The 17,144-nt window shown below is 48.3% G+C and carries 16 protein-coding genes; 15 read left to right on the top strand and 1 reads right to left on the bottom strand.

From position 1 onward, the window contains the following. Positions 1 to 10 precede the first annotated feature (10 nt). From ACZ43M_RS25655 to nuoN, 12 genes are all read left to right on the top strand, one after another. Positions 11 to 415, top strand: coding sequence for a F0F1 ATP synthase subunit epsilon (locus tag ACZ43M_RS25655; RefSeq protein ID WP_464505341.1), 405 nt, complete (start codon positions 11 to 13; stop codon positions 413 to 415). 802 nt (positions 416 to 1,217) lie between these two features. After that, complete coding sequence (locus ACZ43M_RS25650) at positions 1,218 to 1,592, top strand: NADH-quinone oxidoreductase subunit A (RefSeq protein ID WP_464505340.1); 375 nt, start codon at positions 1,218 to 1,220, stop codon at positions 1,590 to 1,592. Then, entirely contained in the window at positions 1,583 to 2,095 is a 513-nt protein-coding gene (locus ACZ43M_RS25645; RefSeq protein ID WP_464505339.1) for a NuoB/complex I 20 kDa subunit family protein, read from the top strand. Before ACZ43M_RS25650 ends, ACZ43M_RS25645 begins: the two co-directional genes overlap by 10 nt. Positions 2,096 to 2,098: 3 nt before the next feature. Beyond that, positions 2,099 to 3,604: an NADH-quinone oxidoreductase subunit C gene (locus ACZ43M_RS25640; RefSeq protein ID WP_464505338.1), complete on the top strand. Its 1,506-nt coding sequence runs from the start codon at positions 2,099 to 2,101 to the stop codon at positions 3,602 to 3,604. Positions 3,605 to 3,607: 3 nt separating this feature from the next. Further along, positions 3,608 to 4,708 carry an NADH-quinone oxidoreductase subunit D gene (locus ACZ43M_RS25635; RefSeq protein ID WP_464505337.1) on the top strand — a complete coding sequence of 367 codons (1,101 nt, stop codon included), beginning with the start codon at positions 3,608 to 3,610 and terminating at the stop codon, positions 4,706 to 4,708. Next, positions 4,708 to 5,712 (top strand): NADH-quinone oxidoreductase subunit NuoH, encoded by a 1,005-nt coding sequence (nuoH, locus tag ACZ43M_RS25630; protein ID WP_464505336.1) that lies wholly within the window; start codon positions 4,708 to 4,710, stop codon positions 5,710 to 5,712. Before ACZ43M_RS25635 ends, nuoH begins: the two co-directional genes overlap by 1 nt. A 99-nt stretch (positions 5,713 to 5,811) precedes the next feature. Beyond that, the gene (nuoI, locus tag ACZ43M_RS25625; protein ID WP_213147983.1) at positions 5,812 to 6,231 is read left to right on the top strand and encodes an NADH-quinone oxidoreductase subunit NuoI; all 420 of its coding nucleotides are present in this window, start codon (positions 5,812 to 5,814) and stop codon (positions 6,229 to 6,231) included. After that, positions 6,228 to 6,749, top strand: a complete 522-nt coding sequence (locus ACZ43M_RS25620; RefSeq protein WP_464505335.1) for an NADH-quinone oxidoreductase subunit J — start codon at positions 6,228 to 6,230, stop codon at positions 6,747 to 6,749. The genes nuoI and ACZ43M_RS25620 overlap by 4 nt, the downstream gene beginning before the upstream one ends. Continuing rightward, positions 6,746 to 7,060 (top strand): NADH-quinone oxidoreductase subunit NuoK, encoded by a 315-nt coding sequence (gene nuoK / locus ACZ43M_RS25615; RefSeq protein ID WP_464505334.1) that lies wholly within the window; start codon positions 6,746 to 6,748, stop codon positions 7,058 to 7,060. Before ACZ43M_RS25620 ends, nuoK begins: the two co-directional genes overlap by 4 nt. 67 nt (positions 7,061 to 7,127) lie before the next feature. Continuing rightward, a complete protein-coding gene (gene nuoL, locus ACZ43M_RS25610) occupies positions 7,128 to 8,996 on the top strand; it encodes an NADH-quinone oxidoreductase subunit L (protein WP_464505333.1) in 1,869 nt (622 codons plus the stop codon). Then, on the top strand, positions 8,993 to 10,498 hold the full coding sequence (locus ACZ43M_RS25605; RefSeq protein ID WP_464505332.1) for an NADH-quinone oxidoreductase subunit M: 1,506 nt from the start codon (positions 8,993 to 8,995) through the stop codon (positions 10,496 to 10,498). Before nuoL ends, ACZ43M_RS25605 begins: the two co-directional genes overlap by 4 nt. A gap of 6 nt (positions 10,499 to 10,504) precedes the next feature. Continuing rightward, positions 10,505 to 12,022 (top strand): NADH-quinone oxidoreductase subunit NuoN, encoded by a 1,518-nt coding sequence (nuoN, locus tag ACZ43M_RS25600; protein WP_464505331.1) that lies wholly within the window; start codon positions 10,505 to 10,507, stop codon positions 12,020 to 12,022. A gap of 247 nt (positions 12,023 to 12,269) precedes the next feature. On the opposite strand, the gene ACZ43M_RS25595 is transcribed toward nuoN, so the two are convergent. Then, positions 12,270 to 14,132 carry a beta/alpha barrel domain-containing protein gene (locus ACZ43M_RS25595; RefSeq protein ID WP_464505330.1) on the bottom strand — a complete coding sequence of 621 codons (1,863 nt, stop codon included), beginning with the start codon at positions 14,130 to 14,132 and terminating at the stop codon, positions 12,270 to 12,272. 229 nt (positions 14,133 to 14,361) lie between these two features. On the opposite strand from ACZ43M_RS25595, the gene ACZ43M_RS25590 reads away from it, so the two are divergent. The 3 genes from ACZ43M_RS25590 (at position 14,362) to ACZ43M_RS25580 (ending at position 17,063) form a co-directional block, all read left to right on the top strand. Further along, a complete protein-coding gene (locus ACZ43M_RS25590; protein WP_464505329.1) occupies positions 14,362 to 14,556 on the top strand; it encodes a hypothetical protein in 195 nt (64 codons plus the stop codon). Positions 14,557 to 14,696: 140 nt separating this feature from the next. Further along, on the top strand, positions 14,697 to 15,461 hold the full coding sequence (locus ACZ43M_RS25585) for a hypothetical protein (protein ID WP_464505328.1): 765 nt from the start codon (positions 14,697 to 14,699) through the stop codon (positions 15,459 to 15,461). A gap of 12 nt (positions 15,462 to 15,473) precedes the next feature. Beyond that, a complete protein-coding gene (locus ACZ43M_RS25580; RefSeq protein ID WP_464505327.1) occupies positions 15,474 to 17,063 on the top strand; it encodes an Mbeg1-like protein in 1,590 nt (529 codons plus the stop codon). The last annotated feature ends 81 nt before the right edge of the window (positions 17,064 to 17,144 follow it).

Here is a 17,144-nt window from a genome sequence, read left to right as displayed (position 1 = left end):
AGGGTTAAAAATGAAGACGATGAAAGTCAGTGTTGTAACTCCCGATGGGCCGGTTTATGATTCAGATGTGGAAATGGTAAGCACCAAAGCACTTACGGGTGAATTGGGAATTTTGCCTGGCCACATTCCGATGGTGGCTCCGCTCGAAATCGGTGCTGTCCGCCTGAAAAAGGAAGGTAAAACCGATTTTATTGCAGTCAGCGGCGGATTTCTGGAGGTTCGTCCCGATCAGGTAACCGTGTTGGCACAGGCTGCCGAAAAGGCATCTGATATTGACGTGGAACGTGCCCAGAAAGCGAAGGAGCGTGCCGAGCAGCGAATGAAGGACGCGAAACTCGAGCATATCGATTTCAAGCGTGCCGAGTTAGCCTTGCGCCGCGCCATCAATCGCTTAACGGTAGCGGAACGACGATAATTTTGATAGTCCACTCGGGTAACCGAGTTGAAGCAAACCCCTTTAGCTGGTCTTGGTGCCGGCTGGAGGGGTTTTTTATTGTACAATTTGGGCCGTAGACCAGAAAAATGGTGTAAATGACCAGAAAAACACGGAAAGTGACCAGAATAATGTTAAACCGACCAGATTAATATAGAAAACGACCAGATTAATTCGAAATTTGACCAGAAAAATGAAATAGGGACGGCCGTGCGGTCAAGTTGTGTGAGTTTTGGACTAGTTTTAGGTTATTTTGAATGAAATGGGCTCTGCTGAATATGATTGTAGGGGGCGTGTGAAACCTTGTTGCTGGGGAAAAGGGGTACGGCGGCTTTTCCCGACGTTTTGGTTTTGTTTTTCAAAAAGAAACGTGAAGGTTTGAACAATTATTGACAAATCTCACTGACATGGTTGACGGTTTGTTATTATAGTAGTAAGTAATCGGTTCATTGACATTTACATAAGGTGACAATTCGCATTTGCTTTCAGCAAGTGCTCAGGGTGGGGGACGTGTGTCTCCTGACAAGTATAGTGAAATTTTGAATTCTATCGTCATGTGCTGGCGCACATTGCGCCTCCGCTGCCGTTTCGGCTTGCAATATCCGCCAATTTGGATCCCTTTTGTGAGCGAACTCACAAGGGGTGAAAATTGGCAAATTTTGCGGGGAATAGAATTCAAATTTTAACTGATTTGGCTTGTCGACACAGGTTTGTAACAATGCTATAATGAATTCGGTTACAATATTCATTAGTATGAAAATTTACAACATTGGAGGGGATAGACATGGAACTTTTAAATGTATATCAGAATAATTATCTGATAGTATTTGTGTTTCTATGTCTGGGGGTATTGCTGCCAGTGGTGGCATTATATTTGGGTAAGCTTCTGCGTCCGTCTAAGCCCAGCGATGCGAAGATGACCACATATGAGAGCGGTGTTGAGCCTTTTCACGATTCACGTGTACAGTTCAATGTCCGCTATTATATTTTTGCCCTGATGTTTGTTATTTTTGATGTAGAAACGGTATTTTTATATCCATGGGCGGTTGCCTATGACAAGCTGGGCGTGTTTGCATTGATCGAAATGTTAATTTTCGTGATTATGCTGTTAATCGGCCTAGTATATGCGTGGAAAAAGAAGGTGCTACGATGGATTTAAGACTGGATGGCATTACCGATCTGGAAATGGAAGAGTTAAAACAGAACGTATTTATGACTTCGCTGGAGCAAGTGAAGGCCTGGGCGCGAAGCAGTTCGCTGTACCCGGTGACATTTGGTCTGGCTTGTTGTGCGATTGAAATGATGGGCGTCGGTGCGGCTCACTATGACCTTGACCGATTTGGTTCGTTCTTCCGTCCATCACCGCGTCAGTCTGACTGTATGATTGTGTCCGGTACGGTGACGAAGAAGATGGCGCCAATCCTGCGCCGCTTGTATGACCAAATGCCGGAGCCGAAATGGGTGATCGCGATGGGTTCATGTGCGACGGCTGGCGGTCCGTATGTCAAATCGTATTCTGTAGTAAAGGGCGTTGACCAGATTGTTCCGGTTGACGTGTATATCCCAGGGTGTCCTCCAAACCCGGCGGCTTTAATTTATGGCATTAATAAGTTAAAGGAAAAGATTCGCTATGAGGCGAAGACTGGGAAGAAGGTGACCTGATAAATGAGCGGGGAAAAAGATCTCGAACAATTAAAGCGGGAGGCCGTGGCGAAGGCAAAGGCCGAGGCAGCAGCGAAACGGGCAGCCCGGGAAGCGGCGGCTAAGGGCTCTGGCGGCGAGCAGCCGGCTGAGACTCCTAAGGCTGAGGTAAAACCTGAACCACCGAAGGCACCGGAAGCACCTGCAGCATCTGCTGGGGATGCCGACGACCTTGCCAAGAAAAAAGCAGCGGCAGCAGCAAAAGCAAAAGCCGCGGCATTAGCGAAGAAAAAGCGTGAAGGGATCGTAGAAGAGGAGCCAGCAGCACCGGAAGCATCGGAAGTACCGGTTGCCGAAGCAGGAGCAGACTCTGACGACCTTGCCAAGAAAAAAGCAGCGGCAGCAGCAAAGGCAAAAGCCGCAGCATTAGCGAAGAAAAAGCGTGAGGGGATCGTAGAAGAGGAGCCAGCAGCACCGGAAGCACCGGTTGCCGAAGCAGGAGCAGACTCTGACGACCTTGCCAAGAAAAAAGCAGCGGCAGCGGCGAAAGCAAAGGCTGCGGCATTAGCGAAGAAGAAGCGTGAAGGGATCGCGGACGAGGAGCCATCAGCACCAGCAGCTGAGGTTGGCAGTGCGGTCTCCGATGATGGCGATGACTTGGCGAAAAAGAAAGCAGCGGCCGTAGCGAAAGCAAAAGCGGCGGCAGCGGCAAAACGCAAAGCAATGGAGCTTGCCGGCGGAGCGGATGCTGGTGACAGCACCGAAGCAGACGCACCAGCAGGCGACGACGCCAAGGCAAAAGCGGCAGCAGCAGCGAAAGCCAAGGCAGCCGCAGTGGCGAAGGCGAAAGCAGCGGCAGCGGCCAAAGCGAAGGCATCCCGTGAAGGTGGAGCCGACGAACCGGCCGGAGACGATGAAAAAGCAAAAGCCATCGCCGCGGCAAAAGCCAAAGCGAAAGCGGCCGCAGCAGCGAAGGCAAAAGCAGCGGCAGCGGCAAAAGGCGGCACTGCGGGAGCCGCGGATGCAACCGAAACAGCTGAAGCCCAACCTTCTCCAAACCAGCCATACTTAGATAAATATCTAAAGGTGATTGAAGAAAATATGGGGCCGGATGTTTTAGAAGACTCTTATATTAATAAACTTTCAAAGGATGTTCCGACGTTGCACGTCAAGCGTGACCAGTACTTCAAACTGGCTCAATTTTTGAAATATAATGAGCTGTTGGGGTTTGATTACTTGTCAGAGCTGCATGGCACTGACTTTGAAACACATATGGAAATTTATGTTCACTTATACTCATACCGAAACCATCAATCGGTTGCTGTCAAAGTGAAGATTGACCGTGATGACCCGACAATCGAATCCTTACAGCCAATCTGGGCAGGTGCAGACTGGCCTGAATGTGAAGCGTACGATTTACTTGGCATTAAATTTACCGGACATCCGAACTTGCATCGGATATTCCTTGGAGAAGATTGGGTTGGCCATCCACTAAGAAAAGACTATAAGCCTTATGATGTGGAGGTATAGCCAATGATCAAAACAGAAGAAATGATGCTTAACGTCGGCCCTCAGCATCCAAGTACTCACGGGGTGTTCCGGCTTGTGGTCAAACTGGACGGGGAGATCATTACTGACGCCCAGCCTGTGATCGGCTATTTGCACCGCGGAACGGAAAAATTGGCCGAGGACCTTCAATATACGCAAATCATCCCGTATACAGACCGGATGGACTACCTGTCGGCAATGACCAACAACTATATTCTTTGCCATGCCGTCGAAACGATGATGGGCATTAAAATACCGGAGCGGGCCGAATATCTGCGCGTCATCGCGATGGAACTGGGACGGGTGGCGAGCCATCTCGTTTGGTGGGGTACATACCTATTGGACCTTGGGGCGACAAGTCCGTTCATTTATGCGTTCCGTGAACGTGAAATGATTATCAATATGCTGAACGAGCTGTCCGGCGGCCGGTTGACCTTCAACTATATGCGCGTTGGCGGCGTCAAGTGGGATGCTCCGGAAGGCTGGATTGAAAAAGTAAAAGAATTTATTCCATACATGCGTGAGCAGCTTGCGGGCTACCACAGTCTGGTTACCGGGAACGAGATCTTTTTAAACCGGGTAAAAGGCATCGGCAAGTACACGAAAGAGGACGCACTTCAATACTCGTTGAGTGGCGTGAACCTTCGCTGTACCGGTGTGAAATGGGATCTCCGCAAAGATGAGCCGTATTCGATTTACGACCGTTTTGACTTTGAAGTGCCAACTCGTGAGGGCGGCGACGCCTGGGCGCGCTACCAATGCCGTCTGGCCGAAATCGAAGAGTCGTTGAAAATCCTCGAGCAGGCTTGCGAGCAATTTCCTGCTGAGGGCGAGATTCTTGCTAAGGTGCCAAAAATTATCAAGGCGCCAAAAGGGGAAGCCTACGTCCGCATCGAATCACCGCGCGGCGAAATTGGCTGCTATATTTACAGCGATGGGAAAAAAGAACCGTACCGCATGAAGTTTAGAAGACCATCGTTCTACAATCTGCAAATTCTTCCGAAGCTGTTGAAGGGAGAAAACATCGCAAATATGATTGCGATTTTAGGAGCGATTGATATTGTTCTTGGAGAGGTGGACGGCTGATGATACAAGATATGCTGCAGTCGAGTCCCGGATTATTTAACTTTTTGATGTTCTTTATTTTAGGACTTGTCCTGTTATTGGTCATTTTAGGGTTCGTAACCTACGGCATTTTGGCGGAGCGGAAGGTTTTGGGGTATATGCAGCTCCGGCACGGCCCAAATCAGCTTGGCGGCCGCTTTGGTTTGCTGCAGACAGTCGCGGACGTATTAAAGCTTTTACTAAAAGAAGATATTATCCCGAAGCTGGCTGACCGTCCGTTATTCATTTTGGCACCGGTCATTGCTTTTGCACCGTCGTTCATGGTTGTGGCGACGATTCCATTCACGGATCATTTGCAGTTTGCTGACATTGGTGTCGGGCTCCTGTACTATGTGGCTGTTTCCGGCCTGACTGTGTTTGGCATGCTGCTTGGCGGCTGGGCGTCCAACAACAAATACTCGCTGTTAGGGGGCGCACGGGCAACGGCACAGATGATTTCCTATGAAATCCCGCTGGTTATGTCAGTGCTGGGTGTTATTTTATTATCAGGCAGCTTGAACTTGAATGATATCGTTCATGCGCAAAGACAGGGCTGGTTTATCTTACTGCAGCCAATTGGGTTTATTGTGTTCCTGATCGCTGCGACGGCAGAATTAAGCCGGGTGCCGTTTGACCTTCCGGAATCGGAGTCTGAGCTTGTTGCCGGTTACCATACCGAGTACACCGGATTCCGCTGGGCGTTCTTCATGCTTGCCGAGTATGTGTATTTATTTGCAATGACATCGTTAATCGTCGTGCTGTTCTTCGGAGGCTGGCTGGCACCGATTGGATTCCTCAGCTTTATCCCGGGATCCGTCTGGTTCGCCTTGAAATTCAGCGTTATCCTATTTATCTTCCTGTGGTTCCGCGCCACGTTACCGCGGATGCGCGCTGACAAACTCATGGAATTCGCATGGAAAATCCTATTGCCAATCGCACTAGGAAACATCTTCTTAACTGCAGTAATTAAATCATTGTTCTTTTAAAATAAATGGTGTCAGGCACCAGCCGTGGACAGTGTCCACGTGGGGCGGACATCAATGACGCTAAAATGGGATTAAAAATTTTTAAAAGGGGTGAAAGACGTGCTTGGATTAGCAAAAGGCTTGAAGTATACCCTGAAGCAGTTATCACGCGAGAAGGTTACGTATGATTATCCGAATGAGCCGCTGCCGCTGCCGGACCGGTTCCGCGGGATTCAGAAGTTCTATCCGGAGAAGTGTATTGTATGTAACCAGTGTGCGAATATTTGTCCGACGGATTGCATTCAGCTGACCGGCAAAAAGCATCCGGACCCAACGAAAAAAGGGAAAATCATTGATACGTATGATATCAATTTCGAAATCTGTATCCTTTGTGACCTGTGCACGGAGGTGTGCCCGACAGAAGCCATCGTTATGACGAATAACTTTGAGCTTGCTGAGTACAGCCGTGACATGCTATTTAAAAACCTTGAATATTTAGATGAAAACGACGAAAACGTACGGCAGGTGAATAAAGCATGACCTTAACAGGCGAATTTTTCGCATTTATGGCCTTAGCGCTTGTGGCAATTATCGGCGGCGTGCTTCTACTCAACCTGAACAAAGTCGTCCACATGGTTGTGGCCTTAATTTTTACATTTGTAAGTATTGCTGGAATCTATGTCCTGCTGTCAGCGGAATTTGTCGCTGCGGTCCAGGTGCTGATTTATTCCGGGGCGATCACGATCATCATGCTGTTCGGCATCATGTTGACGAAGCCGTACGATGATGAAAGTGAGTCAAAAGGCGGCAAGCTGAAAAAAATCTTGCTGTTCCTGGGGGTTCTCGGCTTTGCTTTTGCCGTGTATATCGGCATTTACAATTTCCCAATCGATCAGACCCCAAGCGAGCTGCATGTGAACAATACGATGGAAATTGGTAAGGCGCTTTACTCGAAGTTTATTATTCCATTTGAATTAGTTTCCGTGCTGCTGTTGGCCGCATTGGTCGGAGCCATCGTCTTGGCAAAACGTGAGGATAAGGAGGCGGATAAGGAATGAGTTCAGTCCCCGCTTCAGCCTTTTTGGCATTAGCACTTATTTTATTTTGCATCGGCTTGTACGGTGCGTTAACAAAGAAAAATACGGTCATCGTATTAATTTCGATCGAATTAATGCTGAACGCCGCTAATATCAATCTCGTCACTTTCAGCAAATACGGGCTGAATCCAAACATTAACGGACAGGTCTTCGCCCTCTTCGCGATGGCTGTAGCCGCCGCAGAAGCAGCAGTCGGCCTTGCGATCTTGATGGCGCTCTACCGTAACAAGAAAACCGTCCACATCGACGAAATGGATTCGATGAAAAACTAACATAAAGTAATTTTTCTACAAATTTGGGGTGGTGAATGCTGCCACTCAAAATTAAGGGGATTTGATAATGATGGAAAATGCATGGCTTATACCGCTTTTCCCGCTATTATCGTTTTTGATCCTTCTTCTGATCGGTAAGCGGCTGAAGGAGGCGAGTGCGTATGTGGGGATTCTCTTCACGCTGGCGTCGCTGGTCTTCTCGATTCTCGTGTTGTTCGAGCGCTTTTCAGAGCCAACCTTTATCACGAAGTTTGACTGGCTCACGATAGGAGATCTGCATCTAACAGCGGGTTTTGAAGTGAATCAATTGAATGCATTGATGCTGTTTATCGTATCGCTTGTCAGTTTCCTAGTACATACTTACTCGAAAGGGTACATGCACGGCGATGAGCGGATGCCAGTATTCTATGCCTATTTAGGACTATTTACGTTTGCGATGCTCGGCTTGGTGATTTCACCAAACCTGCTGCAAACCTATATCTTCTGGGAACTTGTCGGCGTCGGTTCGTTCCTGTTGATTGGATTTTATTTTTACAAAGAAGAAGCGAAGGCTGCTGCAAAAAAGGCCTTCATCATGACCCGGATTGGCGACGTTGGCCTGTTCATTGGGATGATCCTGCTGTTCTGGCAAACGAAAAGCTTCGAATACAGCGAAATTTTCCGTGCTGTTGAGGCCGGCGCTGTGTCCAATACGATGCTGACATTGACTGCGATCCTAATCTTCATCGGGGCAGTTGGTAAATCGGGTCAGTTCCCGCTGCACACCTGGCTTCCAGATGCGATGGAAGGTCCGACACCAGTTTCGGCGTTAATCCACGCCGCCACAATGGTTGCCGCCGGGGTATACTTGGTAGCGTCCCTGTTCCCGCTGTTTACCGCGAGTCCAACTGCGCTACTGACAGTGGCGACAGTCGGTGCCATTACTGCGATTTTTGCAGCCAGCATCGGCTTAGTACAAAGTGACATTAAACGCGTCCTTGCGTATTCAACCGTTTCACAGCTTGGCTACATGATGCTGGCATTAGGTTCCGCCGGATACGTTGCCGGGGTATTCCACCTAATGACACATGCGTTTTTCAAAGCATTACTGTTCCTAGCAGCGGGTTCCGTGATTCACGCGGTTCACACGCAGAATATCGAGGAAATGGGCGGCCTTTGGAAAAAATTAAAGCTGACAGGTCCGTTGTTCCTGATTGGAACACTGGCGATTAGCGGCGTACCTGGATTATCTGGTTTCTTCTCAAAAGACGAAATTTTAGTCGCAGCATGGGAAGGCGGCCATCCGGTACTGTTCCTATTAGCGCTCATTGCAGCATTTATGACCGCATTCTATATGTTCCGCTTGTTCTTCATGGTATTTACCGGAGAATCGCGGAGTCAGCAAAGTAATGTACACGAATCACCATCCGTGATGACCTTGCCAATGCTCGTGCTTGGCGTGCTCGCAGTCATCGCCGGTTATGTCAATACACCATGGTTCGGTTCCTTCCTTGGTGACTGGCTCGTTGACGGTAACGAAGCCCTCGGCCACGGCCATATGGAAGGCCCATTCTGGATCATGATTGCTGCCACAGTCGTTTCCTTGGCGGGAATTTACTTGGCATGGCTCATTTACGGCAAACGCTCCGTTGCCCGCGACTGGCTCAGCGGCGAAGGCGGCATGCTGTACACACTTTTATACAACAAATACTACATCGACGAATTCTATGGGATGACGGTGGTTGCTTTTACAAAAGGCTTCAGTTACTTCCTGCGCTTCATTGACGTGGTGATTGTTGAGGGCATCGTCAAAGGCGTAGTCGGGATTGTTCATGGCCTTGGGGCAACAGGTTCGAAAATGCAGACTGGCCAAACGCAAACTTATGGTTTGGTGGCGTTTGTCTCACTTGCACTGCTCGCAGTCATCTTTGCACTAACAGGGGGGTATTTACGATGAATCTATCATGGGTACTGACAACACTCGTATTCTCCCCATTAGCAGGGATTGCCGTCCTGGCGTTTTTACCAAAAACACAGGAAAAATTAATTAAGATCATCGGGTTCCTGGCAACGCTGCCGCCATTGGCATTGGCGCTTGCCGCGTATTTTCACTTCCTTGCCGGGAAAAAATTATCAGCCTTTGCGGTATCGCACGATTGGATTCAGTTCCGCGGCATGAACGTCAGCGAACCGATTTACTCGGTATACTACGAGCTAGGCTTAAGCGGCTTCCAATTGCTGCTCGTCGTGTTGACTGCGATTGTAGCGACGCTTGCTTCCATCGCGGCTATATACGTGAAGAAGGAATGGAAAGGCTATTTCATGCTGTTCCTGCTGCTTGAAATCGGCATGCTCGGCGTGTTCACGGCAGAGAACCTGATTCTATTCTTCGTATTTTTTGAGATTACCTTAATCCCAACGTTCTTCCTGATCGGAAAATGGGGTTATTTTGAAAAAGAAAAAGCCGCTTACAGCTTCTTAATCTACAACGGGTTGGGCTCTGCGGTACTACTAATCGTGATTATGATTCTATTTGCCAAAACAGGCACGACTAACATCGACCTGCTGGCAAATATCATGACCGATGAAAGCGCACCGCTGTCCGGTGCATTGAAGCTGGGGCTGTTAATTTCATTATTAATTGCTTTCGGTGTCAAGCTGCCGATTTTCCCATTACATAGCTGGATGCTGCGCGTGCACGTGCAAGCACCGCCTTCTGTCGTTATGATCCACTCTGGGATTCTATTAAAAATCGGTGCGTACGGTTTAATCCGTTTCGGGATGGGAATTTTTCCAGAGCAGTTTGAAAAATTGGCCGTTGCCGTTGCGATTCTTGGCGTGATTAACCTGCTGTACGGGGCGTTCCTGGCGTTCATTCAAACAGATTTCAAAATGGTATTGGCGTATTCGTCAATTTCCCATATGGGTATCGTGTTAATCGGACTTGCGGCAATGAATGAAGCCGGAATCCAGGGAGCGATTTTTCAAGTCATCTCACACGGTTTAATTTCGGCATTATTATTCTTCCTTGTCGGTGTCTTGTACGAGCGTACCGATACATCGCTCATCGGCAATCTTGGCGGACTGGCCAAGGGCATGCCGATTGCCGCAGGCTTCTTATTGGCTGGAGCGATGGCATCACTGGGGTTGCCGGGCATGTCCGGATTCGTCAGCGAATTCATGGCCTTCCTCGGATTGTTCAAGGAGCTTCCATGGGTTGCCGCTGTCGGAACACTCGGCATCATCATGACCGCTGCATACCTGCTGCGGGCTGTGCTCGGCATGACCTATGGCAAAGCGCACCGCGAGTTCGTTGGGGTAACCGACTTGAAAGGCGTCGAATTCGTGCCGGTTGTCGTGTTAATGCTATTAATTGTGTTAATTGGTGTTTACCCAAGTGTCCTTAGCTCGCCGCTTCAAGCCACACTTGAGACGCTCATGCTTGGGTTAGGAGGGTGATGAAGGATGAGTCTTGATACATTATTATCATACAACTGGAGCGTCATGGTCCCGGAGTTCATCATCCTTGGCGTGATTGCTCTGTTAACAATCTTTGATTTATTTATGCCAAAAACGTTGGACCGGAAAATCCTCGGCTGGATCGGCATTGCTGCCGTGTTCGCGGCGATGGTGTCGTTGGTGCCTCTTGCCGGCGGTAAGGTGGAGTCGATTCTCGACGATACGTTCCGCTTGGACAGCTTTGCGATTGCGTTTAAGCTGCTCTTGCTTGGCGGCGCTGGTCTGGTACTGTTTCTCGCTGTCAGCTACGAGGCGAAGGAAGGGCTGGAGCTTTATAAAGGCGAGTTCTATTACCTGTTCCTGACTGCCTTGCTTGGCGGAATGATTATGACCTCGAGTGGCGATTTAATTACGCTGTACGTCGGTCTTGAATTATTATCGATTTCTTCTTATATCTTGGCGGGTATTCGTAAAAATAATCTGCAGTCCAACGAATCGGCGTTGAAATATGTCATCAACGGCAGTATTTCTTCCGCGGTAGTATTGTTCGGACTAAGCTACGTGTACGGCTTGACCGGCACGACTAATCTGTTGCAGATTGCCGGCCAGCTGTCACAGTTGATGGACGGCCAGCAGGCGTACCTGCTTGGATTGTCGTTCCTGATGGTGTTAGTCGGCTTGGCATTTAAGCTGGCAGCCGCTCCGTTCCACATGTGGGCACCGGACGTCTACCAAGGCGCGCCGACACCAGTTACCGCGTTCTTGAGCGTTGTCTCCAAAACAGCCGGTTTCGTGATTGTGTTACGGATATTATTAACTGTATTCTATTCAGCGGCCACAGATGGCCCTGGTTCTGCGCCAATCATGTACGATATGCAAAACTACATCGCCGTGTTGGCGGGTGCAACGATGATCATCGGTAACGTGGTGGCATTGAAGCAGACAAACATCAAGCGGATGTTTGCTTACTCTTCGATCGCCCACGCCGGCTACTTGCTGGTGGCGTTAACGACGATGACACCGAATATTTTCTATACAATGTGGTTCTACCTGCTTGCCTACCTATTCATGAACCTCGGCGCGTTCGCGGTGATTCAGGTGGTAACAGCGAAGACCGGATCGGAAAATATCACCGACTTTGCCGGCCTGTACCGCCGTGCTCCAGTCTTGGCCGTGGCGATGGGCATTCTGCTCGTTTCGTTGGCGGGCTTCCCGGGCACAGCAGGCTTCATCGGCAAACTGAACATCTTTATGGGAACATTCGCGGTGCAGCAGCCACACTACGTGCTGGCATCGATCATGATTGCGGCAACGGTAGTATCCTACTTCTACTATTTTGGCGTCATGGCACAAATGTTCTTCCGTCCGGCGTCTGACGAAAGCAAATTCAACATTCCGTTTGGCATCCTAGTTGTGTTGATCATTGCTGTCGTTGGCAGCGTACTGTTCGGAGTAATGCCAAACCTGGCGTTAGACTTCATGAACAACCATCTCGACGTGCTGACTGATTTCTTTAGTCAGTAGGTAAGGGTAGGTAAGAGTTTCGCTGATACTAATGTTGTAAATGCTGTTAATGTTGTTAGTGGTGTTAGTGGTGTCAGTGGTGTTAATGGTGTCAGGCACCATCCGTGGACAAATTGGGGGATTTGTCCGCGTGGGGTGGACACTACTAGATTGAACGGTCAATAAAGGGGTTTATAAGGAAAAGAAGAGGTTGGGGGACCTCTTCTTTTTTGTCGAGTTGGGTTGTTTAGGGGGTTTTCAAACAAGATTAGACTCCATCGTAATCTCTACCGCCATTTTTCAAAAATAAAAATGGCGCAGTGAAAATGACCCCAATCAGATAGAGACCGAAAGCAATATAAGCAGGTAATAAATGGACAAAATCGGTATAACCGATGATGAAATGAGTGATGATCCCGGCTGCAAAGGCTGGAATCGCCCCAACCGCAAGCGTCCACCAGACCCAGCGTTCCCCTTCACGAATTCCCCATAAGGCAAGCGTCAGGACAAGCAGGCCGACACTGAGCAGCGCACTGCCAAACCCGGCCCTGTCATGGGCAATGACAGGGATTAACCGCTCATTAAACTCATTCAACATTTCCGGCGTCAGGCATAAGTATGTAAGATCCGTTGGCACAAACACCCCGGTTGCGCCAATAACCGAGATAACACCGCCTCCGACCGTTAAGGCACACCCTAACACGACGAACGATAACTGGCCAATCAAGCTCCACTTCCAGAAGCGATGATTGAAAAGGTTGGTGCTCGATGGTGCTGCAACCACATTTTTGGATTTCGTATATCCGAAAATAAACAACGGTAATAGAATCAGCCAAAACAGGCCATGAAGCCAATCAAAATAGCCGTAGCCAATAAAAAGTAAAATACCAACAAAACCAAGAATACCAGCGATGTTAATGGCTCTCCTTGCCCAGTGCAGGCCGTTCCGGACCCCATGCTTCGCAAGCTGCATATAGATAATCCCACCCGATATCATCGTGCCGGACAGCGTCATTCGGTCATGTGCCATAAAATACAAAATCGCCGGATTAAATGCGAGAATATCGCCCCTCAAAATCTCTAAAAAGGATTCATCGTATGGCAGGATGATGGCGGTCATGCTAAAAAATAGTGCAATGAATCCAGCAATCGTAATCGCCAAGCCAAACAGCCAATACCAAAGCCAGCCTGCCGAAAGCACAGGTTCATCCGATAGCCAAGGCGTCGAAGGCACAGGCACATCTGAAAGCCAGCCTGCCAGCGGGACAGATTCCTCCGGGTGCCGGTGGCTATAGGCCTCATTAATCCGCTTTGGCAGCCCGGGTCCGGCAAATACGTATTCATAGTCCAACAAAACAAGGGAAGCCCCGTCCTCCAACAGTTTCACACCATCTGCCGGCTCGCGTATCCCGCCTGATGTGATAATCGGTACGTCGGCCCCAACGACATCCCGAATAGCGCTGAGGTAATCGATCAACTCACCTTCAAGAAGTATTCCGCTAGGATGATAGTTTCCGAGCTCATTGAAATTCCCTACCGAATAGGCCAAAATAACAGGCTTATTCATTTTTTGAAGAAAATGAGCATATTGAGTAGGTGATTTAAATACTTCGCTGTTGACGATAAACCCATCACTATATGGAAGCAGCTCGTCGCAAATCCTGGTAATTTCTTCAAACGTTCCCTCTGCTCTTATAAAAAATGGAAGTTTCTTGTTTTTAATAGAGTGGAGCCGTTCCTTAATGGTAGAAAGCCTAATGGAAATGGCGTGTTCTTGCCATATTAGTTCCCTGGCGGGGTCGATACGAAGTTCTTCCTCATGCGTGGACCCCTTCAGGCTGACTGGACCAAGTTCGATAAAACCGAAGCCAAGATTTTGAAAGGCGGTCAGTCCGGATAAGTGTGGGTCAATCTTGCCACTCAATCCAACGGGAGAGGGAACGACAACACCGAAAACTTGTTTCTCCAGTTTGCTCGAAGGGGCCAAATGACCAAGAAATTCAATCAAGCCCACTCCGACAGAATTGCAGGCTAACAGGCTCATTCCACTGTGAATGAACTCCCGGCTAAATGTGGGAGGCAGCTTCTGGAGTATCGGCTTAAACAGGGGATGATAGGACCAGTCAGGCATTGCAGATTCCGCCTCCTTTGTCGTTATGCATTACCATTATTTTACTATATATTATGGCGATCCGGTGCACTAAGTTTGGAGGGAAAACTCAAATTAGTTATTCTCTAAAAACTTTATAAGAAAATAGTCGGATAAACAAAGCATCAAAAAGGATAAAAGTCTCTCACGGAGTTCCTGAACTATTGTTAAAATATGTTAAGAGAAAAAAGATGGTGGGAGGTCCCCAACGATGGAACAGCGGGCAAAGCAGGAAAAATATGAGATTATCAATGATTTGGCAGTGATCAGCAGGGAGCTTGAGGGCGTCGCCGGCGAATTGACGGCGTTCAAGGGAATTGGCGCCGAACTGTGTACCAAGCGGCTTCATGAAATCTCGGACAAGTATAAAAACATCAAAAACCAACTATACTCTATTGGAAAATAGAAACAGCCTGGGACCAGTAGAACCGTCCCCATGGTTCTGCCATGGTTCTGCAATATAGAAAAATAGAATCGGCCAGGGGAGAGGCAGAAAGCACCAGTAGAACCGTCCCCGTGGTTCCGATCGGACAGAGGAGAGACGAAATGAATTATTTCAAGAGGGCGGTGTTTGCAGTTATGGCGATTTTCCCTTTATTATCTTTAGCGGCCTGCAATTCTTCGAAGGAGGAGGCGGTTGCTAAGATTGAAAGTTATCTGGAGCAGAAGTACGGTGAGGATTTTGAGGTGACAGGGATTGGCGGTGGGTATGGAACCCGGACAACCAACACGTTAAAGGCAAATGTGCAGCCCAAAGATAAGCCAGATTTGAAATTTAAAGCGGAAATCACAAAGGATCACAAGGAAATTTGGGATAGCTACATGAATGCGGTGATGGCACATAAATTGGACGATGCAGCTTCGAAGCTCGCAAAGCCAATATTTTCATCTGAGCTAAATGTGAAAACACAAATGTCCTCACCAGGTTTAGCCTTTCCCGATCGAAAGCTAAATGATAAGAAAATGGGAGTTGCACAATATTTGGAGCAATATCCAAAAAATACGGTCAATATTGATATCTTTGTTAGGGCAAGTGCTGGTGTTGATCCGGCCGCAGAGGCAGCGAAGGTCGATCAATTAGCTGACAAGATCATTACGGAAGGAATTAAGAAAACGAATATCCACGTGTTTTACTTAAAGCCTGAAGCCTTTGCTGAATTAAATGAAAAATATAACGAGTTTAACAATCTGCTGGAAATGTACAAGTATTACTCTGATCAGGAAAACAGCGTGTTGAACGCCCGGATGGAGATCAAAGATGGAAAGAAGCAGCAGAGTATTGGGGAAGTCATAAATCATTTTAAATCATAGGGAGGGATGGGGATGTCAGCTAAAGTCACTGAGATTGATCACAAAATCCTTTCTGATTTAGTCTATTTTGATATTGCCAACAACGCCAATTTGGCAGATATAAGTATGGAACGGCCATTGACTGTCGGGGATCTGATCAATGAATATAAAACCGACCTCGAAGATTTTGACGGAATGAGGGAAAGGTTCAGAACACCTGCTGAGTTCGAAGTCTATAAGCAAAGTATGTATGAACTAAGTAGTGGAAAATCCAAGTACCAAGATTGGAAAATCACGAATGTGGTGGATCACAATGAGAATTCCGGATTTGTCGGCTACACCTTTGAACCCGAACAGGGCCAGGCTGTCATCGCTTTTCGCGGCAGTGAAGACATGTCTGATCCTGCCAACCTCAATGACTGGAAAAACAACGGCTCCTCCGTGTATGAAAAATTGACCTGGCAGCAGCGGGAAGCGGTGGAATACGTCAACACATACGGTGAAAAATACGGCGCCATATCCATTACCGGTCATTCTCTGGGCGGCAACGTGACCCTGGCCAGCTCAGTACTAGCCGAGCAAGAGATTCGCAATCGGATTACTGGGGTATTTACATATAACGCTCCGGGCGTTAATAAGGAATTTCTGGACACCAACGAAGCAGCCATCAAAGAGATGGCCCCGAGAATTAAGGAGTTTCAAAACGAAGACGACCTCGTGTCATCGCTGCTTTACAATCTGACCACACCGATTATCATCGAAACCTCATCCGTTCATTCCGGGGGCTTAAAGGGGATACTTGATCCGTTCACCAAGTTAATGGATGCCCACGCTCTCCACCATTTTGCACAAGAGGACGGCGTGTTGAAACGCTCATCATCCCAGGACAAGAATTTTTCCTGCCGGTTTATTGAAAAATTGACGCGCGGCCTGCAGAAACTGCCGAATCCTTTGCTGAAGGGCTTTGTCGAAACTGTGTTTGCGGTATGGAGCGGTGCAATCAAGCCGAAGAACTTGATAATAGCCGCAGCGGCCCTGGCGCTGCTCAATCCGGTCGGCGCCGTGGTTACGGTCAAACTGCTGATTCAGGCGGTGGTGGTCATGCTCGCGGTTACCTTGGTCGCCACGATTGCAGATATCGTCATTGAGAATGTTCAAGAGTTCATTGATAAACTGCAGGCACAGGTTATGACGTTCATTGTAAAAACGACGCTGGATCTCGGCAAACTTTACAGTAAAATGGCAGATGGCTTCCGCGACTTTAAAAATCAACTCATCGCTGAGGTCAAGGGCTTCTTCAGCTCTCTTGGAGATTCTATGAAAAAGTGGTGGAACGCTGGAAAAGGCGGCTACGTCCATTCGGAAATTAGCGTTAATATCGTAAGGCTGCGGGAGCTGGCAGACAGACTGTCACGTGTGCAGCAGCGCATTACCAGTGTCGACCGCAGTATAACTGCGCTGACTGGGTTGGTTGATCTGGAGGATAAACTTCCGATGCTGCTGATGCAGTATAAGGTCGGCTATGACTACGACCTGATGGGATGCATTCAATATCTAAACCGGGCTGCCGACGAGCTAGAGCAGTGTGAGCGGCAGATTTTTGCCGCGGCGAACGCGTTTTAGTTGGATTTAAATATGTAAATAAATGGTAAGTGGTGTCAGGCACCACGCGTGGACAAATGAGGGGATTTGTCCGCGTGGGGT

The sequence above is a fragment of the Neobacillus sp. B24 genome, from assembly GCF_055381825.1.
This window is presented reverse-complemented; position numbering and strand designations above follow the sequence as displayed.